Below are 22,886 nucleotides of genomic sequence, written 5' to 3'. Positions count from 1 at the left end.
GGAAAGTATTAATATCACGCATAAGAACGCCGGTTTTTTAGATCTGTTTGCTCGCACGAACATCATCTATCAAATCGGCGTTTTTGTTTCTGAGTTTCCCGGGATTCCGTGAAGAACCATAAAAAAGCCCCGCGATCAGGCGGGGCTTTTGCTCTTTGCGCAGTTGTTGCGGTTCAAGCCACCAGGGCCTGGCGGGTGCGTTCGATCACCGCCTGCAACGGTTCGGCGCTGGAGTACTGGTCGGGGTACAGGCGCTCGCTGTGACGGGCGATGCCGTGTTCGTTGACCAGGGTGAAGCTGAAGCAGCCCTTGCGAGTCGCCATGATCAGGCAATTCAGTGGAGCAAAGGCGTGGGTTAGGGTGCGAATGGCATCCTGAGTCTGGATTTGAGTCGACATAATTATTAGGTGTTCCTACAAATGACACGGTTAGGAACCGTGCAACGTTAAAACGTTCCAGTAGCGCTGACCACCATTGGTCGAGCGAAGAACCTGACTGGAACAAAGCAGCCAGTTGCAGCGCTTTATCAAAGGTCGCGCTAGGGCTGGCAGGTAGGTACTTAGGAGGGCAGGCAACACAACAAGGGCAGAGGTTCTGGGCCCGAGGTGGAGATCCTGATCAATTGCAGGTTGGTTCGGTCAGAGTAAATCGCTCGGCGAGGCCTTGTATTGAGGGCTGCCATGAGCTTGAGGTTTACCTGGAAACCAGCGAGGTGGTCGGTCCTGAGTGCTCGATCTGCTTCTCGTTTGGAGGGGCTTTCGGCGGGACGTGTTCGACCAGAATTGACTTTCAGCTTGGTACTAACGGCGCGGATTGTATTGAGTTGAACGGTTGAATGCAAGTGTGCTAGGAAATTATTTCGAGGTGGCGGGAAAACACCCTTGTCTTGAGTGTGTAACCTTCCTGGCTCAGGCGTGTACGAAAAAGGTGCATTGTCGGCATTAATTCCAGTGTGGTTGTGCACACTTGTTGCGCAGCATGTCACCCGCTTGTCACCTTTCCCGCGGCAGCCCCCTTAGCCTGTCTCGAGAAATTAAGTCAATGATAAACATCGCTTTTTTTAACTGGTGAAAAAATCGTCAGTTTGACTGGAGGGCCCGTCTCATGGGGCTTTGGGCGGGTTGCGGAGGGGTTGTCCACTGAGTTATCCACAGCTTCTGTGGATTGTCCCAAGCGCTTGCTCTAGGACGGGCGTGCTGGCTTATTCGGACTTTACCCGAGCGAAAAAAGGAGTAGAGTGGCGCGCCTTCCGATCTGCCCCACAGTGCTTTATGAAGTTTCGCTCAGTATCACCTGCTGTTACCGCTGCTCCCGCCAGTGTTACCGAAACCAAGCGTTTCTCCCTGCGTGTCGCTCTCTGGTTGCTGGACAATCCGCACCTGGGACACAGCCCCAATATCAAGCATTTCGCCGGGCGTTTGCTCAAGCAACCGGCGCGTGAAGGCGTAGTGGCGGCGCAGAGCCGTCTGGGCCAGTTGATGTGCCGTGAATGCGGCAACGCCCGTGACCGGCGCATCGGTCACGACCTGCTGCGCCAGGCCGCCCGGGCCGGCGACCGCCGTGCGCAACTGGAGCTGGGCCGGATCGAAGACTGAGCTGTGCAACCCGCAGTGGCTTGGTTAACCTTCACTCCCTATTTCGACCACAGGAATCGCCATGGCTATGGACTTGACCAGCCTGCTGCTCGGCCTGGCGGGAGCGGCGCTGCCATTGTTGGCGCTGGCCTGGCAACTGCAGCGCCGCGCCAGCTCCAGCCAGAGCGACCTGAGCCTGCTGGAAGAACGCCTGGCCACCGCGCAGCTGGCCCAGGAAGGGCTGCAGGCGCAGCTGGATGCCAGCCGTGATGAAGTCAGCGACCTGAGTCAGGCCAACACCCTCAAGCAAGCCGATCTTGCCGCCCTGCGCCGCGAGGTCGAACTGTTGCAGATTGATCGGGACAACGCACGTGACGCAGCCCATGCCTGGAACCTGGAGCGGGCGGGCAAGGAGCAGGAATTGCGTCGCCTGGAGGCCCAGGCCGCGTCGCTGAGCGCGGAACTGCGCGAGCAGCAGGACAGCCATCAGCAACGCCTCGCCGATCTGCAGGGTTCCCGAGATGAATTGCGGGCGCAGTTCGCTGAACTGGCGGGGAAGATCTTCGACGAACGTGAGCAGCGTTTCGCCGAAACCAGCCAGCAGCGCCTCGGCCAGTTGCTGGACCCGCTCAAGGAGCGCATCCAGGCTTTCGAGAAACGCGTCGAGGACAGTTATCAGGCCGAAGCCCGGGAGCGTTTTTCCCTGGCCAAGGAGCTGGAGCGCCTGCAACAGCTGAACCTGCGTCTGAGCGACGAAGCCACCAACCTGACCCGTGCCCTCAAGGGGCAGAAGACCCAGGGCAACTGGGGCGAATTGATTCTGGAGCGGGTGCTGGAGCATGCCGGCCTGGAGAAGGGCCGCGAATACCAGACCCAGGTCAGCCTCAAGGGGCCGGACGGCGAGCGCTTCCAGCCCGACGTGCTGATTTTGCTGCCAGGCGACAAACAGGTGGTGGTGGATTCCAAGGTCAGCCTCACGGCGTACCAGCAATTTGTCGGCAGCGATGATCCACAGGTCGCCCAGGCGGCGTTGAAGCAGCATGTGCTGTCGTTGCGCAATCACGTCAAAGGTTTGTCCGACAAGGACTACAAACGCCTGGAAGGCCTGCACAGCCTGGATTTCGTGCTGCTGTTCGTGCCCATAGAGGCGGCTTTTTCCGCCGCCCTGCAGGCCGAGCCCAATCTGTTCCAGGAGGCTTTCGATCGGCATATCGTGATTGTCAGCCCGACTACGCTGCTGGCCACCCTGCGGGTGATCGACAGCCTGTGGAAGCAGGAACGCCAGAGCCAGAATGCCCGGGAAATCGCCGAGCGTGCCGGCTGGCTCTACGACAAGTTCGTGCTGTTCATCCAGGACCTGGACGAGGTGGGCAACCGCTTGCAGCAACTGGACAAGGCCTATTCCGCGGCGCGCAACAAGCTCACCGAAGGCCGCGGCAACCTGATCAGCCGCAGCGAACAGCTCAAGCTGCTGGGTGCCCGGGCCAGCAAGAGCCTGCCGGCGGACTTGCTGGAGCGGGCCATGACCGATGCCGAAGGGCGCGAGCTGGAGTTGCCGGAGTAACCCGCGAGCGCGGCATCAACCCAGGGGCAGGTGTCGGCTCAACAGGGCGCGCAGGGCCGCGGGCTTCACTGGTTTGGCCAGGTAATCCAGCCCTGCGGCATGTACCTGGGCGACCATTTCCGCGCGCCCGTCGGCACTGATCACCACCCCGGGCACCGGCTCACCCAATTGGGTGCGCAGCCAAGCCATGACCTCGGTACCGGTTTCGCCATCGTCCAGGTGGTAGTCCACCAGCGCCAGTTGCGGGCGAATGCCGTCCTTGAGCAGAGTCGCGCATTCCTCGCGGTTGCGCGCGGTCCACACCTGGCAGCCCCAGCGGGTGAGCAGGCTGTTCATGCCGATCAGGATGCTGTCTTCGTTGTCCACGCACAGCACCTGCCCACCGTTGAGCGATTGCCCCTTCAGCTCGGCAGCCTTGCCTGGCACCAGCACACTGCTGCGGGCCAGGGGCACGCTGACACTGAACACGCTGCCCCGGCCGGGCCAGGAGCGCACCTGCAGTGGGTGGCCGAGTACCCGACACAGGCCATCGGCAATCGCCAGGCCCAGGCCCAGGCCTTTTTCGGCGCGGGTCTGGTGGCTGTCCAGGCGCTTGAATTCCTCGAATATCACCTGCTGCTTGTCCAGGGGGATGCCCGGGCCCCGGTCCCAGACTTCCAGGCTCAGCGAGTCGCCACGCCGACGTACCCCCAGCAACACCGGGCCCTTGGCGTAGCGGAAGGCGTTGGTGAGGAAGTTCTGCAGGATGCGTCGCAGCAACTTGCTGTCACTGTCGATGCGCAGGTGACTGCCACGTACTCGGAATTGCAGGCCCTGTTCCTGGGCCAGGGCCTTGAACTCGGCCCCCAGAGTGTCGAACAGCTCGTTGAGCGCGAAGGGCTTGCGATCGGGGGTGATCTTGCCGTTTTCCAGGCGCGAGATGTCCAGCAGGTCGCTGATCAGGTCTTCGGCCGAACGCAGCGAGCTGTCCAGGTGCTGCACCAGTTGCTGGGCCTCGGTGGAGAGTCCGTCTTCCTGATGGGAGAGGGCTGCGGAGAACAGCCGCGCGGCGTTCAGGGGTTGCATCAGGTCGTGGCTGACCGCGGCCAGAAAGCGCGTCTTGGACTGGTTGGCCGCTTCCGCCGTGCCCTTGGCCTCGGTCAGGGCGGCGTTGAGCTGGGACAGTTCGTGGGTGCGTTCCGCTACCCGCTGTTCCAGGCCCTCGTTGGCTTCGGTGAGGGCCTGCTCGGCTTCGCGGAACGGGGTGATGTCGGTGAAACTCATGACGAAACCGCCGCCGGGCATGGGGTTGCCGATCAGTTCGATGACCCGGCCATTGGGGAACAGGCGCTCGGAGGTGTGGGCCCGGCCCTGGCGCATCCAGTGCAGGCGTCGGGCCACGTGGACTTCCGCCTCGCCGGGGCCGCACAGGCCGCGCTCGGCATTGTGGCGGATGATGTCGGCGATCGGCCGGCCGACGCTGATCAGGCCCTCCGGGTAGTTGAACAGTTCCAGGTAGCGACGGTTCCAGGCCACCAGTTTCAGGGACTGGTCGACCACGCTGATGCCCTGGGTGATGTTCTCGATCGCCCCTTGCAGCAGGGCACGGTTGAACTGCAAGACTTCCGAGGCCTCGTCGGCGATGCGCACCACGTCTTCAAGCTGCATTTCGCGGCCTTCGATGGCCGCCTTGACCACCGCCCGGGTCGAAGAGGCGCCCAGGACCCCGGCCAGCAGGCGTTCGGTATGGGCAATCCATTCGCCGTCGGCGTTCTGGTTCGGGTTGAAGCCCTTGCCCTGGCGATAGGCGAAGCGAATAAAGCTCTGGCGCGCGCGCTCCTCGCCGACAAAGCGTGCCGCGAGTTTCAGCAAGTCATCAATCTGTACCGCCAGCATCGAGCGCGAGCTGAGGCGGTTGCTGATTTCCTGACCGATAAAGCGCCCGGCCTGCCAGTGCTCGGAAACTCGGGTGCGCGACAGCACCGACACCCAGGCGAACAGGGTGAAATTGCCTGCCAGCGACAGCACCACGCCTTGGGTCAGCGGAGTGATGGGCAGGTTCAGCGGGTTGCTGTGCAGCCAGGCCAGGCCGGGGAAGCTGCTCAGGGACCAGCCCAGGCTGTGGGCGGCGATGGGCAGGACCAGGGTGTAGAACCAGATAAAGGTACCGGCGGCCAGGCCGGCGAACACCCCGCGGCGGTTGGCTTGTTTCCAGTACAGTGCGCCAAGCATGGCCGGTGCCAGTTGGGTGACGGCGGCGAAGGCGATCTGGCCGATGGTCGCCAGGCTGGCGGTGGAGCCCAGCAGGCGATAGCTGACATAGGCCAGCAAGAGAATGGCGACAATGCTCACCCGGCGCACCGAGAGCATCCATTGGCGGAAGACCTCGAAGGGCCGCTCGGCGTTTTTGTGCCGCAGCAGCCAGGGCAGCAGCATGTCGTTGGAAACCATGGTCGACAGTGCCACGCTGGCCACGATCACCATGCCGGTGGCTGCCGAGGCGCCACCGATAAAGGCCAGCAACGCCAGGGCCGGATGGGCCTGGGCCAGGGGCAGGCTGATGACGAAGGAGTCCGGCAGCACGCTGCTGGGCAGCAGCATCTGCCCGGCCAGGGCAATCGGCACCACGAACAGCGCGGCCAGGGCCAGGTAGGCCGGGAACACCCATTTGGCCAGGCGCAGGTCCTGGGGTTCGATGTTTTCCACCACGGTGACGTGGAACTGCCGAGGCAGGCAGATGATCGCCATCATCGCCACCCCGGTCTGCACCACCATCGATGGCCAGTTGATGGTTTCCTGCCAATACTGTTCCAGGCGTGGCGCCAGCATGGCCTGGTTGAACAGGTCGTCGAAGCCGTCATACAAGCCGAAGGTGACGAAAGCACCGACGGCGAGGAAGGCAAACAGCTTGACCAGGGATTCGAAGGCGATGGCCAGCACCATGCCCCGGTGGTGTTCGGTGGCATCCAGGTTGCGGGTGCCGAAGACGATGGTGAACAGCGCCAGGATCAGCGACACGATCAGCGCCGTATCCTGGGCGCGGGTGCCCATGGCGTCGGCGCCGGCACCGATCAGCAGGTTGACCCCGAGCACGATGCCCTTGAGCTGCAGGGCGATGTAGGGCAGCACCCCCACCAGGCAGATCAGCGCCACCACCACTGCCAGCGATTGCGACTTGCCGTAGCGGGCGGCGATAAAGTCGGCGATGGAGGTGATGTTCTCCTGCTTGCTGATCATCACCATCTTCTGCAGCACCCAGGGCGCGAACACCAGCAGCAGGATCGGCCCGAGGTAGATCGGCAGGAAGGCCCAAAGCTGTTCGGCGGCCTGGCCCACTGCGCCGAAGAAGGTCCAGCTGGTGCAATAGACGGCCAGCGACAGGCTGTATACCCAGGCCCGCACCCGAGGAGGCAGGGGCGCGCTGCGGCGGTCGCCATAGAAGGCGATGGCGAACATGATGGCCATATAGGCCAGGGCAACGGCGGCAATCAGCCCGCTGGACAACGACATGGAAACTCCGAAGCGATAAGCCCGGGCACCTCAGCCCGGCCAGACAGTCTGGCACGATGTCGGGTTGGCGTCAGTGTCGACCAAGGTATCAGCGCGGCCTGATGTCGCAGGGCTTGGCTAGCGGCTCAGGGTTGCAGGGCCAGCTCGATCAGCGCGTGCAGTTCGGCCAGCGGCAGCGGCGTGGCGGAGAACAGGATGCGGAACACCGTGGGCGCGACAATCAGGTGCAGCAGGCGGTCGATGTTCGGCAGGTATTCGCTGTGTGGATAGCGTTCGAGGATGGTCTGCAACTGGGCACTGAGAATGGTCACGCAATAGCCCGGCGTCGCGCTGCATTGCACGTCGCGCATCATGTTGCGCCCAGGCTCGGAGCTCATTTCATCCAGGTATTGCTCGGCCCAGGCCTGCAGGTCGCCGCGCAGGCTGCCGGTATTGGCCGGCTCGCTGTCCGGGCGCATGCGGGCCAGGGCGACATCGGCCAGCAGCGCCGACAGATCGCCCCAACGGCGGTAGATGGTGGAGGGCGTGACGCCGGCGCGAGCGGCGATCTGCGGCACGGTCAGGGTCGAACGCTCCTGTTCTTCGAGGAGTTCGCGTACTGCTGTATGGATGGATTCCTGGACCCGGGCGCTACGGCCACCGGGGCGCAAAGCTTCTTTGATCGCCATGGGGCGCACCTTAACACAAAGAATTTGCTTTAAGGCTTTGCTGGTAGCATAGTGCGCAAAAGCAAAATATTAGCTTTAGTGGAGCGTGCCCATGTCCGGTGTAATCGACACCTCGGTGTCCAATCGTCGCAGCCTGGTGTTTCTGGCCGTGACCCTGCTGAGTTTCCTGGCCGCCTCCAGTGTGCCGACACCGCTGTATCACCTGTATCAGGAGAGCCTGCACTTTTCGCCCGCCGTGCTCACGCTGATTTTCGCGGTCTATGCCCTGAGCCTGCTGGCTGCCTTGCTGACCGTGGGATCGCTATCGGATTACCTGGGGCGCCGGCCGGTGATCTTTGCCGCCTTGCTGCTGAATAGCCTGTCGATGTTGCTGTTCATCAATGAAGATGGAGTGCAGTGGCTGATTGCTGCGCGGGTGATGCAGGGCTTCGCCACGGGCATGGCCACCAGCGTGCTGGGTGCGGCCCTGCTGGACACCGATCGTCAGCAAGGGCCGCTGGTCAACAGCATTGCGCCGCTGTTGGGCATGGCCTGCGGCGCCATGGGCGCCAGCTTGTTGGTGGAGTTCGCACCATGGCCGCTGCAATTGAGCTACTGGCTGCTGCTGGCAATGTTTGTGCTGCAGGCCCTGTATCTCTGGCGCTTGCCGGAAAGCGTCAGCCCGCAACCCGGTGCCTGGGCCTCGTTGAAACCCAGGCTGCATGTACCGGCGCAAGCGCGGCGGGCCTTGTGGCTGGCGCTGCCGGTGAATGTGGCGGTGTGGGCGGTGGGAGGTTTTTATCTGTCGCTGGCACCCTCGCTGGTGCGTGCGGCTATCGGTTCCACCTCGAACCTGATCGGTGGTGCGCTGGTGGCGGTGCTGACACTCAGTGGCGCGCTGATGATCTTTTCCTTGCGCCAGCGTCCGGCAGGCAAAGTGCTGCGCCTGGGAGCCGGATTGCTGGCGCTGGGCGTCCTGCTGATTCTCGGGGCGGTGCACAGTGCCAGCCTGGCACTGTTCTTCGTCGGCACCCTGGTGCTGGGCAGTGGTTTCGGGTCCGGTTTCCTGGGGGCTTTGCGCAGCGTAATGCCTTTGGCCTTGGCCCATGAGCGCGCGGGGTTGATGTCGGCGTTCTACGTGCTGAGTTATCTGGCGTTCTGTCTGCCGTCCCTGCTGGCGGGCAACCTGAGCCGCAACTTCGGCCTGATTGCCACGACCGATGGGTATGCCGTGGTGCTGATCATCCTGGCCTTGGGGGCGTTGCTGGTGCTGGTTCGGCAGCGCCCTGCAGTTTCCTGCGAAGCCCATTGATACGCCGTGTGAGGTGTCTGCTGCTTGGGGAGTCCCTGTGGCAGGTCGGTTTGTATATCTGTAAAACAGATAACAGATAGAGAAATTACCCGTTATATAGATATTCGATCAGGTTCTATCATGGGCTCAACCTCATCAGAGGAGAGGAGACCCACCATGCCATGCACCCAAACCATCAAGGCCGGCCGCCGGCCCTTGAGTCATCTGCAACATCCACGCGAGGCCATTCGCCAGTTCACCCCCAACTGGTTCGCCGCCACCATGGGCACCGGCGTGCTGGCCCTGGCCCTGGCTCAACTGCCAGTGGCGATTCCGGGCCTGTACCTGGTGGCCGAGGGCTTCTGGTGGCTGACCATCGCTCTGTTCGTGCTGTTCACGGCCATGTACAGCGCACGCTGGATTCTGTTCTTCGATGAAGCGCGGCGGATTTTCGGCCACTCCACGGTATCGATGTTCTTCGGCACCATTCCCATGGGCCTGGCCACCATCATCAATGGCCTGCTGCTGTTCGGTCTTCCCCGTTGGGGCGAGGGCGTGGTGCACCTGGCGCAGGTGCTGTGGTGGCTGGACGTGGCCATGTCCCTGGCCTGCGGTGTGCTGATTCCCTACATGATGTTCACCCGCCAGGCGCACAGCATCGACCAGATGACCGCCGTATGGCTGCTGCCGGTGGTGGCGGCCGAAGTGGCGGCGGCCAGTGGCGGCCTGCTGGCGCCGCACCTGCAGGACGCCCATGGGCAATTGGTGATGCTCAGCACCAGCTACGTGCTCTGGGCTTTCTCGCTGCCGGTGGCGTTCAGCATCCTGACCATCCTGCTGCTGCGCATGGCCTTGCATAAGCTGCCCCATGAAAGCATGGCGGCTTCCAGCTGGCTGGCCTTGGGGCCGATTGGCACCGGCGCCCTGGGGATGCTGGTGCTGGGCAGCGATGCGCCGGCGATCTTCAGTGCCAACGGTCTGGGCGGGGTGGGTGAAATCGCCGCTGGCCTGGGCCTGGTGGCGGGGCTGACGCTCTGGGGTTTCGGCCTGTGGTGGATGCTGATAGCGGTGCTGATCACCCGGCGTTACCTGCGCGAGGGCATTCCCTTCAACCTTGGCTGGTGGGGCTTTACCTTCCCGCTGGGGGTGTATTCGCTGGCCACCCTGAAGCTGGGCAGCAGCCTGCACCTGGGGTTCTTCAGCCTGTTTGGCGTGGCGTTGGTGGCGGCCTTGGCGCTGATGTGGCTGGTGGTGGCCAAACGTACGGTGCAGGGCGCCTATAAAGGAGAGCTGTTTGTCTCGCCGTGCATTGCCGGGCTGCGGAAATAATCGCCAAAGACGAGTAAGGTTGTGGCCTGGATCGATATCCGACATTCCAATAACAGTATCCACGCCACTCAGAGACATGGACGATGAGTCACCCTTCGCAGTTCACCTTGCTTCGCAAGCGGCGTTTCCTGCCGTTCTTCATCACGCAATCCCTAGGTGCCTTCAACGACAACATCTTCAAGCAGTCCTTGATCCTGGCGATTCTCTACAAGCTGAGCATCGAAGGTGACCGTTCGATCTGGGTCAACCTCTGCGCGATGCTGTTCATCCTGCCGTTCTTCCTGTTTTCGGCCCTGGCCGGGCAATTTGGCGAGAAGTTCGCCAAGGACGCGCTGATCCGCCTGATCAAGCTCGGGGAGATCGCCATCATGCTGGTGGGGGCGGTGGGGTTCGCCTACAACCACCTGTCGCTGATGCTGCTGGCGCTGTTCGCCATGGGTACCCATTCGGCGCTGTTCGGGCCGGTGAAGTATTCGATCCTGCCCCAGGCCTTGCGTGAGGAAGAGTTGGTGGGGGGCAATGGCTTGGTGGAAATGGGCACCTTCCTGGCGATCTTGGCGGGCACCATTGGCGCCGGGGTGATGATGTCTTCAACGCACTACGCGCCCATCGTCTCGGCGGCCATCATCGGGGTGGCGGTGCTGGGTTACCTGGCCAGCCGGGCGATTCCCCGGGCCGCGGCGGCCTCCCCGCAACTGCGCCTGAACTGGAATATCTTCAGCCAGTCGTGGGCCACTTTGCGCCTGGGCCTGGGGCAGACCCCGGCGGTGTCGCGGTCGATTGTCGGCAACTCCTGGTTCTGGTTTGTCGGGGCCATTTATCTCACGCAGATCCCGGCTTATGCCAAGGAGTGGATGCACGGCGATGAAACCGTGGTGACCCTGATTCTCACGGTGTTCTCGGTGGGTATCGCGGTGGGCTCGATGCTGTGCGAGAAGCTTTCCGGGCGCAAGGTGGAAATCGGCCTGGTGCCGTTCGGCTCCTTTGGCCTGACGGTGTTCGGCCTGCTGCTGTGGTGGCATTCCGGTGGCATTCCCGAGAGTGCCAGCGCCTACGGCTGGACCGAAGTGCTGGGCTTTACCCATGCCTGGTGGGTACTGCTGGATGTGCTGGGCCTGGGGATCTTTGGCGGCTTCTATATAGTGCCGCTGTATGCGCTGATCCAGTCGCGCACTCCGGAACACGAGCGGGCGCGGGTGATTGCCGCCAACAACATTCTCAATGCCTTGTTCATGGTGGTGTCGGCGATTGTCTCGATCGTGCTGCTGAGCCTGGTCAAGCTGACCATCCCGCATTTGTTCCTGGTGGTATCGCTGCTGAATATCGCGGTCAACGTCTACATCTTCAAAGTGGTGCCCGAGTTCAGCATGCGTTTCTTGATCTGGCTGCTCAGCCATTCCATGTACCGCGTCGAGCACCGCAACCTGGAACAGATCCCCGATGAGGGGGCGGCCTTGCTGGTGTGCAATCACGTGTCCTTTGTCGACGCCTTGCTGATTGGTGGGGCGGTGCGTCGGCCGATTCGCTTCGTGATGTACTACAAGATCTACAACCTGCCGGTGCTGAATTTTATCTTCCGCACGGCCGGGACCATTCCCATTGCTGCTCGCCATGAAGACCTGGAGATCTACGACAAGGCCTTCAAGAAAATTGCCGAGTACCTGCGCGATGGTGAACTGGTGTGCATCTTCCCTGAAGGCAAGCTGACCGCCGATGGCGAAATCAACGAGTTCAAGGGCGGGCTGACGCGGATTCTCGAGGAGACCCCGGTGCCGGTGATTCCCATGGCTCTGCAGGGCCTGTGGGGCAGCTTCTTCAGTCGCGATCCGAGCAAGGGCTTGTTCCACCGCATCTGGTCGCGGGTGACCCTGGTGGCTGGGCCGATGGTTGCCGTGGAAGCCGCCGAACCGGCGCAGTTGCAGGTGCTGGTGGGGCAGTTGCGCGGGGAGCGTCGCTAGCCAGGCAGCGGATATGAAAACGCCCGCAGCGTTGCGGGCGTTTTTGTTTCTGCGCTGCGGCTATCAGCTGGCGCTGACTTTCAGGCCCACCAGGCCGGCGATGATCAGCGCCACGCTGGCCAGTCGTATCAGGGCCATGGATTCGCCGAACAGGATGATCCCGGCAATCACGGTGCCAATGGCGCCGACGCCGGTCCAGATGGCGTAGGCGGTGCCCAGGGGCAGCTCTTTCATTGCCAGGCCCAGCAGGCCCAGGCTGATGGCCATGGCCAGCACGGTCAGGGCGGTGGGCAATGGACGGCTGAAACCATCGGTGTACTTCAGGCCGACAGCCCAGCCCACTTCAAACAAACCGGCAAACAACAGAATGATCCAGGACATGCTGACCTCATCGGTGGATGGGGCCGTCCCCAAAAATGATGACTCGACAGAGCCGCAGGGTCGTCCCCGCGTTGCGCAGTATACTGCCCAGCTCTGACCGGCCGATCAATTTTTTTCTTCAGTTGTTGACCTGCGGTAGTGGTTCTGGTGCTGGGCTTGGCTCCTTCATGCGGCGGAACCAGGTCGCCAGCAACGCGCCGGAGATATTGTGCCAGACGCTGAACAGCGCGCTGGGTACCGCCGCCAGCGGCGAGAAGTGGGCGCTGGCCAAAGCCGCCCCCAAGCCGGAGTTCTGCATGCCGACCTCCAGGGTCAGGGATTTACGCTGGGCCAGTGGCAGCTTGAACACCCGGCCGGTGAAGTAGCCCAGGAGGAAGCCGAAGCTGTTGTGCAGCATTACCACCGCCATGATCAGCAGCCCGGACTCGGCGATCTTCGCCTGGCTGGCCGCCACCACGGCGCTGACGATAATGACGATGCTCAGCACCGACACCAGCGGCAGCACTTCTACCGCGTGCTGTACCCGCTGGCCCAGCAGGCGCTGGGCAATAACCCCGAGCACGATCGGCAGCAGCACCACCTGCAGGATCGACCAGAACAATTCCATGAAGGACACCGGCAGCCAGGCCGAGGCCAGCAGCCAGATCAGGGCCGGGGTCAGCAGCGGGGCGAGCAGGGTGGTGACTGCGGCAATCGCCACCGACAGCGCCAGGTCGCCGCGGGCCAGCCAGGTCATGACGTTGGAGGCGGTGCCGCTCGGACAGCAGCCCACGAGGATTACCCCGACGGCGATTTCCGCCGGCAGGTGGAACATCTGGCACAGCAGCCAGGCCACCCCGGGCATGATCACGAAGTGCGCCACCACCCCCAGGGCCACGCGCCAGGGCTGGCGGGCCACTGCGGCGAAATCCTCGAGTTTCAGGGTCAGGCCCATGCCGAACATCACCAGCCCCAGCAGCGGCACGATGGCGCCCTTTAGGCCGATGAACCAGCCGGGTTGCAAGAATGCCAGCACGGCAAACAGCAATACCCAGTAAGCGAAGCTGTTGCCGACAAAGCGGCTTAGTGCAGCCAGTGCGCGCATGATCTGTTCCTTGTTATGTGAAAACGCCACCTGAGGCGGTGGCGTTTGTTGCAGCGGCTATGGGTGCTGGGCTTTAGATGCCTTGGGGGATTTCCTCGCCGCCCAGGGCTTCGAACAGCGCCGGCAGGAATTCGCCAAAGGTCAGCATCATCAGGGTGAAGCTGGCATCGAGCTGGCCCAGGGCCTCGTCACCGCCGTCTTCTTCGGCCTGGGTCTGCAGCAGGTCTTCGAACTTCAGGCGCTTGACCACCATCTTGTCGTCGAGCATGAAGGACAGCTTGTCCTGCCAGGCCAGGGACAGTTGGGTGACCACCTTGCCGGTGCTCAGGTGCAGCTGGATTTCCTCGCCGGTCAGGTCCTGGCGCTTGCAGCGCACGATGCCGCCATCTTCGTGGGTGTCGCGCAGCTCGCATTCGTCGAGGACGAAGAAGTCGTCGGCGGCTTTCTGAGTCTTGACCCAGTCGGTCATGATCGCGGTCGGTGCAGTTTTCACCGTCAGCGGACGCACTGGCAGGGTACCCAGTACTTCACGCAGGGTGGAGAGCAGGTCTTCGGCGCGCTTGGGGCTGGCCGAGTTGACCAGGATCAGGCCCTGTTTCGGGGCGATGGCGGCGAAGGTCGAGGAGCGACGAATAAACGCACGGGGCAGGAACGCCTGGATGATTTCATCCTTGATCTGGTCGCGTTCCTTCTTATAGACCTTGCGCATCTGCTCGGCTTCGATCTCTTCGACCTTTTCTTTCACCGCGTCACGGACCACGCTACCCGGCAGGATGCGTTCTTCCTTGCGCGCGGCGACCAGCATGAAATCCTGGCTGACGTGTACCAGCGGGGCGTCTTCACCCTTGCCGAAAGGTGCGACGAAACCGTAAGTGGTCAACTCCTGGCTTGCACAGGGGCGTGCCAGTTTGGTCGCCAGTGCAGTTTCCAGCGCCTCGGCATCGACAGACAGATCTTGGGTAAGGCGATAGATCAGCAGGTTTTTGAACCACATGGGGTGAATCTCTCCTTTATACAAAGGAGGGCATTATTCTCTGCGCTGCTGTCCAGGCCAACCCTTAGCTAAGCCTTTGGAAGGGCTGAAAAAATTATTATAAAAAGTGCTTGCCAGAGTGTGAGCTGCTCCGTAGAATGCGCGCCACACCGAACGTGAAGGGTGATTAGCTCAGCTGGGAGAGCGTCTGCCTTACAAGCAGAATGTCGGCGGTTCGATCCCGTCATCACCCACCATTCGCATTCAGTGTTACGCGCAGCGGTAGTTCAGTCGGTTAGAATACCGGCCTGTCACGCCGGGGGTCGCGGGTTCGAGTCCCGTCCGCTGCGCCATATTCGGTAACCTGGAATACTGAACGCCAGGTCACCACAGAAAGCCCGCTAGCGCGGGCTTTTTGTTGTAAAGAGTTACGTGGGTTGTGTTGCTTGTCATGGGGATTCAGATTTTTTTGATAAAATTATCAATTAAATCAACATTTTAAGAATTTCTGTGGCATAATGCGCCCCGCAACGAAGGTAAAGGGTGATTAGCTCAGCTGGGAGAGCGTCTGCCTTACAAGCAGAATGTCGGCGGTTCGATCCCGTCATCACCCACCACTTACTTTCAACGCTACGCGCAGCGGTAGTTCAGTCGGTTAGAATACCGGCCTGTCACGCCGGGGGTCGCGGGTTCGAGTCCCGTCCGCTGCGCCATATTCGGTAACCTGGAACACTGAACGCCAGGTCACCACAGAAAGCCCGCAAACGCGGGCTTTTTGCTGTCTGCGATCTGGCTTGCTACAGATCCTGCATCCCTCTTAGAAAGCGGCCCGCAAGCCGCTTTTTTCGTTTCTGTCCTACTGCTCGCCGTTGCGGCTGTGACGATAGTCGCTGACCGCTTCGTACACCGCCTTGCGCAGGCGGTTGATGCCACCGATGGGGCGATGCTCCTCCAGGCCGAACCAAGGGTTGAAGGACTGGTTGTCACAGGCCAGGTTCTGCGCCGGGGTGTCGAAGTCCTGGGCGGGAATCACCACCCTGGCCACAGTGGCAAAGGGGGCGTCGCTTTCTTTCCACTCGATGCTGGTGTCTTCGATCGGCATGAAGCGGTTCGGGTCCTGGCGCTGGATCTGCAGCACGAAACACGCCGGCACCCGGTCCGTGGACAGTTGCTGGCTCAGGGCGCTGCGCAGGAAGTTCGGCAGGTCCTGGTTCTGCGGCGGCAGGCTGTAGGCCGGGCAGCTGTCGGGGTCGGGCATGACCCGGAACTTGGCGTTGGCCTGGCCGAACTTGTAGGGCGACACCGAGAAATAGGTGGTCTGGGTCGGGCTGGCCGGTGCTGGTGCCAGGGTCGACAGGGCGATCAATAGATGGCGAGCCTGCCAGTTGCGCGGGTCCCAGCCGGGAAAGAACGCGCCGACTTTCTTGCCGTCCGCCTGGGCGGCGAAGTTCTGCTGGTATTCGGCGACATCGCTGACGAAGAAATTCGCATGGTTGAACATCACAAAGTCCTGTTCGCGGCGTGCCGACTCTGCCGGTATCAGCTGTTTACCGGGTACATCCAGCAGCTTGATGGCCATGCCGCGGGCGTCACGAATGCGGTCGAACTGCGGATAGGCATTGCCGTTGGACAGGCGCACCAGCGCCTGCCAGGTCTGCCCGGGGCTGGCGAACACGCCCTGGCGCAGCTCTGGCGGCAGGTCCTTGAGCACCTGGACTTGCGCCTTGACGCAGCCGTGGGCCTTGGCATGGGCGTCGCGCAGGTAGCGAGTGCCCTCGCGGTGCTGGTCGACGATGCGAATGGCGGTCTGGATGATGTCCTGGGTGCGCGCCGCTTCATCGGCAGGAATCTGCTCCTGTACCGCCACCGGGCCGCGATGCTGCCAGGCGAACCACGCGCTGCCCAGTGCCCAGCTCGCCAGGCCGATGGCCAGCAGCCAGAGCAGAAGCTTGCCCAGCCAGGCGCCGAGGCGCAGCCAGAGCCTGGCCAGCAGGGAAGGTCGTTTGCTTGCGAGATCGAGTTTCATGGCAGTTGCGACTCCAGCGGTCCGCCCAAGACTTTCAGGTATTCCAGCAGCGCCCAGCGTTCTTGCGGTTGCAGCAAGGGGCCGATCACCCCGTTGCCGCGTTGGCCGGCGCGGAATTCATGGCCGCTGTTGTGGTTGCCGCTGATGCGGGTATCGAATTCAAAGCCATTCTTGAACGCCTCCGGGCGATAGCCCAGGTGCTTGGGGTCGTACTCGAAGGTGCCGCGGTAGAAGGTAATGGCGCGTTCCGACTGGGGGGACAGCAACTGATACAGGTTGGGCACCGAACCGTTATGCAGATAAGGCGGTGTGGCCCACACCCCGGCCAGCGGGCGGGCCTTGTAGGCGCGCAATTCGCGCACGCCGATCGGCAGGCCGTAGCCGTCCAGGCGCGGGCGTTCCTCGGGGCTGACCTTGGCATCGCGGTAGGCGCGCTCTTCGACGAAGGCGGTGATGTAGGCCAGGCCCTTGGCGGCCGAAAGCTGGCGCAGATCCAGTGGTTCGGTGGGGGTCGGGTGCAGCTCGACATTGGACGTGGCCAGCTCGGCGGTATCCCACTTGAGGGCGCTCAAGTCATAGCGCAAGTCGGCGATATTGCTCGCGGAGTTGGGATCGGTACCGATCACCGGTACCGGCAACATTTTCAGTTGCTGCACCGGCCGGCCATTGCTCTGGCTGACCGCAGGCACATGGCAGCCGGCGCAGTGGTTGGCGAACAGCGTGCGTCCCTGGGCGGCCAGGGGCTTGTCGATGGCCCCCAGGAGTTCTTCCGGCCAGGCAGGTGGCTTGAGCCTTTGCAGGGTTTCCTCGATGCGATTGAGGTCGCGAACCCTGACGCTGGAGGGGTAGCGGGCGTCGCCGGTGAGCGGCTGGCCGTTGCCGTCGAACAGATTCAGGGTGGCGCCGACGCCCAGGGCTTCGCCGATATTGCGCGCCATGGGCTGTTGCGCGGAGCCGTTCCACTGCACCCAGTCGAAGGTCCAGATGTCCCACAGCTGCGGGTAGTCCACCGGGGCGTTGGCGATACGGTAGTTCTCTGGGGAAATCGCATCGCCGAAGCTGGCGTTGGCGATGCGCCCGAAGGCATCGGTGCGTCCCGGGCCTTCTTCGGTGGGGTAGAGGCCGCGGTGCGTGTCGTTCCAGGCGACTCGCAGGAAGGTGTCCAGCGAGGCCTTGAAGTCCTTGCGCAATTGCTCGTGCTGCGCCTCGTAGTCGGCGCCCAGCACCTTGCGTGCGAAGCGTTCGAATTTCCACGGGTTGTAATAGGTCATGGACAGGCTGGCCACCAGCGCCTGGCCGAAACTGCCGCCGCGCAGGGTCGGCACGCTGGATGGCAGAACGTGCTGCGCCGAACCGCCGTCGATCCGCAGCGCCTGGTGATTGAAGCGCAGCTCGCCGGTGTGGCAGGCGGCGCAGGTGATGTCCAGGTACTGTTCCGGGCTGCCCGGGTTCTGATGGCGGGCAAAGCCTACCGGCAGGTTGGCGGGATTCTGCGCTGTGGCTTTTTGCCCCGGTTCCACCAGGAAACCGAAGCGTGCCAGGTACTCGGGGGCAGCGAAGGGCTGCTCCGAGAAGGGCAGTTCCAGGGCGCCGAACCAGTCATAGCGCAGGCCTTTGACCTGGGTGCCCTGAGGCGTGAAATAGTAGGTCAGGCGGTCGGCAGCGTCCCATTGCTCGAGGAAATGCACCTGTTCGACGGGGGCATACTCAGGGAGCCTGGGATTGGCGATGTAATACAGAACCACGGCCAGGGTAATACCGATCAGCACAGCGATCAGCAGCAAAACACGGTAGATGAGGCGCAAGATTTACGTCCTTGTCGAATTTGCCTTCCTTATGCCTGAGCCTATCTGGTGCGGCAAGTAGCCATTACTTGCGCTATGGTTATTCGCGCCCTTTCAAGCGGCCTTGGCAGGGCGTATCCCGGAGCATAAAAACGCGTTTAAACACGTGAACTTATCGGACATTTACTACTCTTACGCCGGTAGCCATTGGTCGTGGTCGCCTGATAAGCTCGCGGCTTTATTCGATTGCCCTTTAGGCGCATGAACAAGGAAATAGCATGAAACAGCATCGGTTGGCGGCGGCGGTAGCCCTGGTTAGCCTGGTACTTGCGGGTTGTGATTCGCAGACCAGCGTAGAGCTGAAAACCCCGGCGCAGAAAGCTTCCTACGGTATCGGCCTGAACATGGGCAAGAGTCTTGCCCAAGAAGGCATGGATGACCTGGATTCCAAGGCAGTGGCCCAGGGCATCGAAGATGCCGTCGGCAAGAAAGAACAGAAGCTGAAGGATGAAGAGCTGGTCGAAGCCTTCTCCGCGCTGCAGAAGCGCGCCGAAGAGCGTATGGCCAAGATGAGTGAAGAGTCGGCCGCTGCCGGCAAGAAATTCCTTGAAGAGAACGGCAAGAAATCCGGTGTTACCACCACCGCTTCCGGTCTGCAGTACGAAGTGCTGAAGAAGGCCGACGGTGCTCAGCCCAAGCCGACTGATGTGGTCACCGTGCACTACACCGGTACCCTGACCAACGGCACTGTGTTCGACAGCTCGGTAGAGCGTGGCAGCCCGATCGATCTGCCGGTTAGCGGCGTGATCCCGGGTTGGGTCGAAGGCCTGCAACTGATGCACGTCGGTGAGAAGTACAAGCTGTACATCCCTAGCGACCTGGCCTACGGCGCACAAAGCCCAAGCCCGTCGATCCCGGCCAATTCGGTACTGGTATTCGAGCTGGAACTGCTGGGTATCAAGGACCCAGCCAAGCAGGACGCCGCCAAGTAACCTGTCTCTGCGCCTGAAACAACGCCCCGTTCATACGGGGCGTTGTTGTTTCTGCGGCAGGCTGCTGGTAAAAATTCGAACGGGGGCTATGTTGGGCGGTCAGACTAGGGTGTCGCCAGTGGGTAGTGCTTGAAGGCTGCCAAGTCAATGAAATTATGGGTTTTTTTATGTGAGTAAAAAACGCCCGATCTGAGCCGAGCCCTTGTAAAACGGGGCTTTCAGCTGTGAAAAATAGCTCTGTTCACAAGGTTATCCACAATTTGTGTGGATAACATTTCAGTGGGAGTGATGATGAACGCACCCTGGAGTTTCTCTCGCTTTCTACCCCTGGCAGGCCGTTTGCTCAGTCGTGGCCGTTTGCCTGCTCTGCTGTTCGCCGTGGCCAGTAAAGGGGCCAGCCAGGGCGTTCGCCTGGGCAAGGTAAAGGACGACCTGCGACTGCTGCAGGCCTTGTGCCTGGCCTATTGGCGGGGCGAGTACCGGGCCATCAGCCCCAAGGCACTGCTGTCGGTGGTGGCGGGCCTGATGTATTTCCTCAGCCCGGTGGATGCGATACCGGATTTCATCCCGGTTTTCGGCATGCTCGATGATATCGCCGTACTGGTCTGGCTGATGAAAACCCTGGGCGATGAACTCGATGCTTTCCGTGCCTGGCGCCAGCGCCAGAAGCCGGAACAGCTCAGGGTACTGGAGCGCTTGCCGGATACCCCTGAGCAGCTGCAACTGGAAGGGCCGAAGAAAATCCCGGGTGGTTGATCCGCTCCTTCAACAATCATGCTTCCCGCGACTGCCACCGCTGTTAGGATTACACTTCAAAGGAAAAGTCCGACTCGATAAGCGTCGTTGTCCTACGGGGTAGTAATGGATATTCAGATTATTGAACGCGATGGCGAGCCCGAGTATGCGGTTCTGCCGTGGGCTCAGTATCAAGCTTTATTGACAGCCGCAGGCCTCACTGAACAACCATCGCACGCTGCTGCAACCGCTCCGGCAGCGCCGCCGGCCCAGAGTCTTCCGGGCCTGGATCAATTACGCAATCTGCGCGAAGGGAAGGGTATCGCCATCGAGGCGCTGGCCCGCAAAGTAGGTATCAGTCCGTCTTACCTGGCCCTGATTGAAAGTGGCGAGCGTCTACCCGACGCTGCGATTCGCCGCAGCCTGGCCTGGGAACTGACGGTGCCGGGGTGGAGGGAGCAATCGTGAGTGTAAGGATCAGTCGTCAGCACTGGGATGGGCTGTTGGGTGAGCTGGATCAAGCCCGTCGCCAGCGTCATCTTTTAACCTATCGGGCGCTGCTGGAGCGATTGCAGCTGCCCAGCCCGGCCATGCAAACCTTGACCGCCGCGCTGGAGCATCTGGCGGCCATGGACGCACGGGCCGAACAGCCGTTGCGCAGTTCCCTGGTGATCAGCCAGGGTGCCAGCCGTTTACCGCGTACCGGGTTTTTCGAGTGCGTGGAGCGTCTGGGGCGTTTTTCCGGGCCTTCCGATGGCGTAGCCGCAGCGTCCTGGCATGCCTCGGAAGTGGTGCGAGTGTTCGAGTACGAGTACCCCGAATCAGCGGAGGCTTGAATGTTCTGGCGACTCAAGGCGCGGCTCAGTTACTGGCTGGCGCGACGTTTGTTTCATTGGCCGTGGTTTATCCGCGAGCCCCGTAGCTGGCGCTGGATGGAAGGGCAGTTCGCGCGCATGGCCAACCTGGGGGATGTCGATGCCCAGAGTTTCTACGGGCATATCCTGACCTTCCGCGGACAAGGGCTTGGTGCCCGCGAGGAAGGCCAGCGCCTGTTACGCCTGGCGGCCCTGTCCGGTGACGGCAAGGCGGCCTATCAACTGGGTGTGATCAGCCTCGCCGGCTCGACCAGCAAGGCCCCTGATCCGCTAGAGGCAGCACGTTGGTGGAAGCTCTCGGCGCAGGCCGGGCACCCGCTGGCCAGCCTCAAGCTGGCGCAACTGAACCTACCGGCTGATCCCGCTCCCGGGGCGGTTCTTTGAGCGTTTCGTCCACCAGGCGAGCTGCGGCATCCAGGCTGTCGATCACATGGATGCTGTAGCCCTGGATATTCTTGGCATGGTGCTTGGCCTGGGACGCCAGCTCCGCCAACTGGCTTGAATCCAATTGTCCACAGGCCTGTGGATATAGATGCACCACGCCGATGGAAAGCGACAGCAGGGGGAATTCCTGGCGCACGCCCTGGCGGTTGGGCGCGATAAAACACCCGGCCTCCAAATGTTCGCTGCGATAGAAGCGCCGGCACTGGCTGTGGAAGTCGTCCAGCAGTTGATTCAAGCGCCTGCGCCAGTCCTCCGGCCCCAATACCAGCAGGAAATCATCGCCACCGATATGCCCGACAAAGTCGCGGCTCGGGTCCACCCGATCATTCAGGCACTGGGCCAGGCACAGCAGCACTTCATCGCCACGGCCATAGCCGTAGATATCGTTGAAGGGCTTGAAGCTGTCGATATCCACGTAGCAGATCACCGACTCCCGACCTTGCTGCAACAGCCGGGTCAGGCATTGCTGGATCGGCACGTTGCCCGGTAGCAGGGTCAGTGGATTGGCGTAGCGAGCCTGCTGGATCTTCAGTTCGGTGATCAGCTTGAGCACATCGATAACCCGTCCCAACCCCAGGTATTGACCGTTGAGGGTGATGATGAAGTCCTCTTCGATACGTTGCCGTGCGCGGCTGGTGATCAGCCGGCTGACCTGTTGCAGCGACTGACTCAGCTCGACGGCGAGAAAATCGTCGTTCATCAGGCGGCTGATCGGCTTGCGGGCGAACAAGTCGGTGGCAAAGGGCTTGAGCAGGGCGTCCGAAAGCGAATGGCGGTGAACTATCCCGCAGGGCTGGCCCAGCTCGTCGAGCACCGCCAGGGAGTTGAGGTTGGCTTGTCGGCGAAAGGCTTCCAGCACATTGGCGGTGGGTGTATTGCGGGCCACTGCTGGTTGCTCGTTGAGCAGCGCGCTGAGATCGCTGCCTTCATCAACCAGCGCCACACTGGTGTTGTCATGCTTGGGCATCATCGCTCGGGCGTCCCGGGGCGGTAACTCCTGGGGGCGGCACAGCAGATAGCCCTGGACCAGGTCGACGCCCATCTCGGTGAGCACCGCCAGTTCTTCGTGCATTTCGATGCCTTCGGCGATCACCTGGGCCCGGGAGGCCTTGGCGATTTGCAGGATGGAGCCGACAAATTCGCGCTTGAGCGCATCCTGGTGGATGCCGTCGATGAAATGCCGGTCGATCTTCACATAGTCAGGGCGCAGCTCGGACCACAGGCGCAGGCTGGAGTAGCCGGCGCCCAGGTCGTCCAGGGCGATGGAAAAACCCATGTCGCGGTAGTGATGCAGGGCATTGTGCAACAGCTGGAAGTCATCGATGGGCGTCTGCTCGGTGAGCTCGATCACCACCTGGCTGGGGGGAATGCCGAAGTCCTGCAACAGTTGCAGGGTTCGCCCAGGCTGGTGGGCGGCCTCCAGCAGGGATTCCGGGGAGACGTTGAGGAACAGCTTGCCGGGCAGTTGCTGTTCGCTGAAGCGCTTGCAGGCGCTTTGCCGGCAGGCAATTTCCAGCTCGCTCAGACGCCCGGCCTGGCGCGCCACTGCAAACAGCGCCATCGGCGAGTGCAGCGGGCTGTTGGAAGGGCCGCGGCTCAAGGCCTCGTAACCGAGGATGCGCCGCTGGGAAAGACAAATGATCGGTTGGAACAGGCTGTGCAAACCGCTTTGAGCCAGGATTGAACTCAATGCACTGAGCTGTTCGGTCGTGGTCATGGCGATCTCTGTCGATAAAAAAA

General features: G+C 61.9%; 19 protein-coding genes and 4 tRNA genes. 14 read left to right on the top strand and 9 right to left on the bottom strand.

Annotated elements, in window-relative coordinates:
- Positions 1 to 173: 173 nt before the first annotated feature.
- Complete coding sequence (locus J4P02_RS13860) at positions 174 to 398, bottom strand: hypothetical protein (RefSeq protein WP_025127035.1); 225 nt, start codon at positions 396 to 398, stop codon at positions 174 to 176.
- A gap of 873 nt (positions 399 to 1,271) precedes the next feature.
- Between J4P02_RS13860 and J4P02_RS13855 the strand changes: the two genes are divergently transcribed.
- Both J4P02_RS13855 and rmuC read left to right on the top strand, forming a co-directional pair.
- Positions 1,272 to 1,595, top strand: coding sequence for a sel1 repeat family protein (locus J4P02_RS13855; protein WP_426191085.1), 324 nt, complete (start codon positions 1,272 to 1,274; stop codon positions 1,593 to 1,595).
- 175 nt (positions 1,596 to 1,770) lie between these two features.
- On the top strand, positions 1,771 to 3,138 hold the full coding sequence (rmuC, locus tag J4P02_RS13850; protein ID WP_426191102.1) for a DNA recombination protein RmuC: 1,368 nt from the start codon (positions 1,771 to 1,773) through the stop codon (positions 3,136 to 3,138).
- Positions 3,139 to 3,153: 15 nt separating this feature from the next.
- Here rmuC and J4P02_RS13845 read toward each other — a convergent pair whose 3' ends face one another.
- Positions 3,154 to 6,627: a hybrid sensor histidine kinase/response regulator gene (locus J4P02_RS13845; protein WP_426191083.1), complete on the bottom strand. Its 3,474-nt coding sequence runs from the start codon at positions 6,625 to 6,627 to the stop codon at positions 3,154 to 3,156.
- 125 nt (positions 6,628 to 6,752) lie between these two features.
- Positions 6,753 to 7,295: a TetR/AcrR family transcriptional regulator gene (locus J4P02_RS13840; RefSeq protein WP_426191081.1), complete on the bottom strand. Its 543-nt coding sequence runs from the start codon at positions 7,293 to 7,295 to the stop codon at positions 6,753 to 6,755.
- A gap of 91 nt (positions 7,296 to 7,386) precedes the next feature.
- Here J4P02_RS13840 and J4P02_RS13835 point away from each other — a divergent pair, with 91 nt between their 5' ends.
- From J4P02_RS13835 to J4P02_RS13825, 3 genes are all read left to right on the top strand, one after another.
- The gene (locus J4P02_RS13835) at positions 7,387 to 8,586 is read left to right on the top strand and encodes an MFS transporter (RefSeq protein ID WP_426191079.1); all 1,200 of its coding nucleotides are present in this window, start codon (positions 7,387 to 7,389) and stop codon (positions 8,584 to 8,586) included.
- 156 nt (positions 8,587 to 8,742) lie between these two features.
- Complete coding sequence (locus J4P02_RS13830; RefSeq protein ID WP_426191077.1) at positions 8,743 to 9,894, top strand: TDT family transporter; 1,152 nt, start codon at positions 8,743 to 8,745, stop codon at positions 9,892 to 9,894.
- A gap of 83 nt (positions 9,895 to 9,977) precedes the next feature.
- Positions 9,978 to 11,852: an MFS transporter gene (locus J4P02_RS13825; protein ID WP_426191075.1), complete on the top strand. Its 1,875-nt coding sequence runs from the start codon at positions 9,978 to 9,980 to the stop codon at positions 11,850 to 11,852.
- Positions 11,853 to 11,915: 63 nt separating this feature from the next.
- Here J4P02_RS13825 and sugE read toward each other — a convergent pair whose 3' ends face one another.
- The 3 genes from sugE to rdgC form a co-directional block, all read right to left on the bottom strand.
- Complete coding sequence (gene sugE, locus J4P02_RS13820) at positions 11,916 to 12,233, bottom strand: quaternary ammonium compound efflux SMR transporter SugE (RefSeq protein ID WP_426191073.1); 318 nt, start codon at positions 12,231 to 12,233, stop codon at positions 11,916 to 11,918.
- A 118-nt stretch (positions 12,234 to 12,351) separates the two neighbouring features.
- A complete protein-coding gene (locus tag J4P02_RS13815; protein WP_426191071.1) occupies positions 12,352 to 13,317 on the bottom strand; it encodes a bile acid:sodium symporter family protein in 966 nt (321 codons plus the stop codon).
- Positions 13,318 to 13,390: 73 nt separating this feature from the next.
- The gene (rdgC, locus tag J4P02_RS13810) at positions 13,391 to 14,311 is read right to left on the bottom strand and encodes a recombination-associated protein RdgC (protein ID WP_426191069.1); all 921 of its coding nucleotides are present in this window, start codon (positions 14,309 to 14,311) and stop codon (positions 13,391 to 13,393) included.
- Positions 14,312 to 14,471: 160 nt separating this feature from the next.
- Between rdgC and J4P02_RS13805 the strand changes: the two genes are divergently transcribed.
- The 4 genes from J4P02_RS13805 (at position 14,472) to J4P02_RS13790 (ending at position 15,003) form a co-directional block, all read left to right on the top strand.
- Positions 14,472 to 14,547, top strand: a tRNA-Val gene (locus J4P02_RS13805).
- Positions 14,548 to 14,566: 19 nt separating this feature from the next.
- Positions 14,567 to 14,643, top strand: a tRNA-Asp gene (locus J4P02_RS13800).
- A 188-nt stretch (positions 14,644 to 14,831) separates the two neighbouring features.
- Positions 14,832 to 14,907, top strand: a tRNA-Val gene (locus J4P02_RS13795).
- 19 nt (positions 14,908 to 14,926) lie between these two features.
- A tRNA-Asp gene (locus J4P02_RS13790) sits at positions 14,927 to 15,003 on the top strand.
- A gap of 143 nt (positions 15,004 to 15,146) precedes the next feature.
- On the opposite strand, the gene J4P02_RS13785 is transcribed toward J4P02_RS13790, so the two are convergent.
- Both J4P02_RS13785 and J4P02_RS13780 read right to left on the bottom strand, forming a co-directional pair.
- On the bottom strand, positions 15,147 to 16,316 hold the full coding sequence (locus J4P02_RS13785) for a catalase family protein (RefSeq protein WP_426191067.1): 1,170 nt from the start codon (positions 16,314 to 16,316) through the stop codon (positions 15,147 to 15,149).
- Positions 16,313 to 18,121, bottom strand: a complete 1,809-nt coding sequence (locus J4P02_RS13780) for a di-heme-cytochrome C peroxidase (protein ID WP_426191065.1) — start codon at positions 18,119 to 18,121, stop codon at positions 16,313 to 16,315. The genes J4P02_RS13785 and J4P02_RS13780 overlap by 4 nt, the downstream gene beginning before the upstream one ends.
- 257 nt (positions 18,122 to 18,378) lie before the next feature.
- Between J4P02_RS13780 and J4P02_RS13775 the strand changes: the two genes are divergently transcribed.
- The 5 genes from J4P02_RS13775 to J4P02_RS13755 all read left to right on the top strand — a co-directional run bounded on the left by J4P02_RS13775 (position 18,379) and on the right by J4P02_RS13755 (position 21,086).
- Positions 18,379 to 19,092, top strand: a complete 714-nt coding sequence (locus J4P02_RS13775; protein ID WP_426191063.1) for an FKBP-type peptidyl-prolyl cis-trans isomerase — start codon at positions 18,379 to 18,381, stop codon at positions 19,090 to 19,092.
- A 291-nt stretch (positions 19,093 to 19,383) separates the two neighbouring features.
- Positions 19,384 to 19,848: a YkvA family protein gene (locus tag J4P02_RS13770; RefSeq protein ID WP_426191061.1), complete on the top strand. Its 465-nt coding sequence runs from the start codon at positions 19,384 to 19,386 to the stop codon at positions 19,846 to 19,848.
- A gap of 105 nt (positions 19,849 to 19,953) precedes the next feature.
- Positions 19,954 to 20,295 (top strand): helix-turn-helix domain-containing protein, encoded by a 342-nt coding sequence (locus J4P02_RS13765; RefSeq protein WP_426191059.1) that lies wholly within the window; start codon positions 19,954 to 19,956, stop codon positions 20,293 to 20,295.
- On the top strand, positions 20,292 to 20,663 hold the full coding sequence (locus J4P02_RS13760; RefSeq protein WP_043228691.1) for a hypothetical protein: 372 nt from the start codon (positions 20,292 to 20,294) through the stop codon (positions 20,661 to 20,663). The genes J4P02_RS13765 and J4P02_RS13760 overlap by 4 nt, the downstream gene beginning before the upstream one ends.
- Positions 20,664 to 21,086 (top strand): sel1 repeat family protein, encoded by a 423-nt coding sequence (locus J4P02_RS13755; protein ID WP_426191057.1) that lies wholly within the window; start codon positions 20,664 to 20,666, stop codon positions 21,084 to 21,086.
- Here the strand turns inward: J4P02_RS13755 and J4P02_RS13750 are convergent.
- Entirely contained in the window at positions 21,031 to 22,863 is a 1,833-nt protein-coding gene (locus tag J4P02_RS13750; protein WP_426191055.1) for a bifunctional diguanylate cyclase/phosphodiesterase, read from the bottom strand. The genes J4P02_RS13755 and J4P02_RS13750 overlap by 56 nt on opposite strands.
- Between the last annotated feature and the right edge of the window lie 23 nt (positions 22,864 to 22,886).

It is taken from the genome of Pseudomonas sp. NFXW11, from assembly GCF_049887815.1.
Taxonomy (GTDB): domain Bacteria; phylum Pseudomonadota; class Gammaproteobacteria; order Pseudomonadales; family Pseudomonadaceae; genus Aquipseudomonas.
Note: the sequence above shows the minus strand (reverse complement) of the source record. Positions and strands in the feature narration are given on the sequence as shown.

What these genes read in the sequence shown, in the direction of transcription:
- J4P02_RS13860 (WP_025127035.1), bottom strand. Translation starts at nt 398, where the DNA reads ATGTCGACTCAAATCCAGACTCAGGATGCCATTCGCACCCTAACCCAC.
- J4P02_RS13855 (WP_426191085.1), top strand. Translation starts at nt 1,272, where the DNA reads ATGAAGTTTCGCTCAGTATCACCTGCTGTTACCGCTGCTCCCGCCAGT.
- J4P02_RS13845 (WP_426191083.1), bottom strand. Translation starts at nt 6,627, where the DNA reads ATGTCGTTGTCCAGCGGGCTGATTGCCGCCGTTGCCCTGGCCTATATG.
- J4P02_RS13840 (WP_426191081.1), bottom strand. Translation starts at nt 7,295, where the DNA reads ATGGCGATCAAAGAAGCTTTGCGCCCCGGTGGCCGTAGCGCCCGGGTC.
- J4P02_RS13835 (WP_426191079.1), top strand. Translation starts at nt 7,387, where the DNA reads ATGTCCGGTGTAATCGACACCTCGGTGTCCAATCGTCGCAGCCTGGTG.
- J4P02_RS13830 (WP_426191077.1), top strand. Translation starts at nt 8,743, where the DNA reads ATGCCATGCACCCAAACCATCAAGGCCGGCCGCCGGCCCTTGAGTCAT.
- J4P02_RS13825 (WP_426191075.1), top strand. Translation starts at nt 9,978, where the DNA reads ATGAGTCACCCTTCGCAGTTCACCTTGCTTCGCAAGCGGCGTTTCCTG.
- sugE (WP_426191073.1), bottom strand. Translation starts at nt 12,233, where the DNA reads ATGTCCTGGATCATTCTGTTGTTTGCCGGTTTGTTTGAAGTGGGCTGG.
- J4P02_RS13815 (WP_426191071.1), bottom strand. Translation starts at nt 13,317, where the DNA reads ATGCGCGCACTGGCTGCACTAAGCCGCTTTGTCGGCAACAGCTTCGCT.
- rdgC (WP_426191069.1), bottom strand. Translation starts at nt 14,311, where the DNA reads ATGTGGTTCAAAAACCTGCTGATCTATCGCCTTACCCAAGATCTGTCT.
- J4P02_RS13785 (WP_426191067.1), bottom strand. Translation starts at nt 16,316, where the DNA reads ATGAAACTCGATCTCGCAAGCAAACGACCTTCCCTGCTGGCCAGGCTC.
- J4P02_RS13775 (WP_426191063.1), top strand. Translation starts at nt 18,379, where the DNA reads ATGAAACAGCATCGGTTGGCGGCGGCGGTAGCCCTGGTTAGCCTGGTA.
- J4P02_RS13770 (WP_426191061.1), top strand. Translation starts at nt 19,384, where the DNA reads ATGAACGCACCCTGGAGTTTCTCTCGCTTTCTACCCCTGGCAGGCCGT.
- J4P02_RS13765 (WP_426191059.1), top strand. Translation starts at nt 19,954, where the DNA reads ATGGATATTCAGATTATTGAACGCGATGGCGAGCCCGAGTATGCGGTT.
- J4P02_RS13755 (WP_426191057.1), top strand. Translation starts at nt 20,664, where the DNA reads ATGTTCTGGCGACTCAAGGCGCGGCTCAGTTACTGGCTGGCGCGACGT.
- J4P02_RS13750 (WP_426191055.1), bottom strand. Translation starts at nt 22,863, where the DNA reads ATGACCACGACCGAACAGCTCAGTGCATTGAGTTCAATCCTGGCTCAA.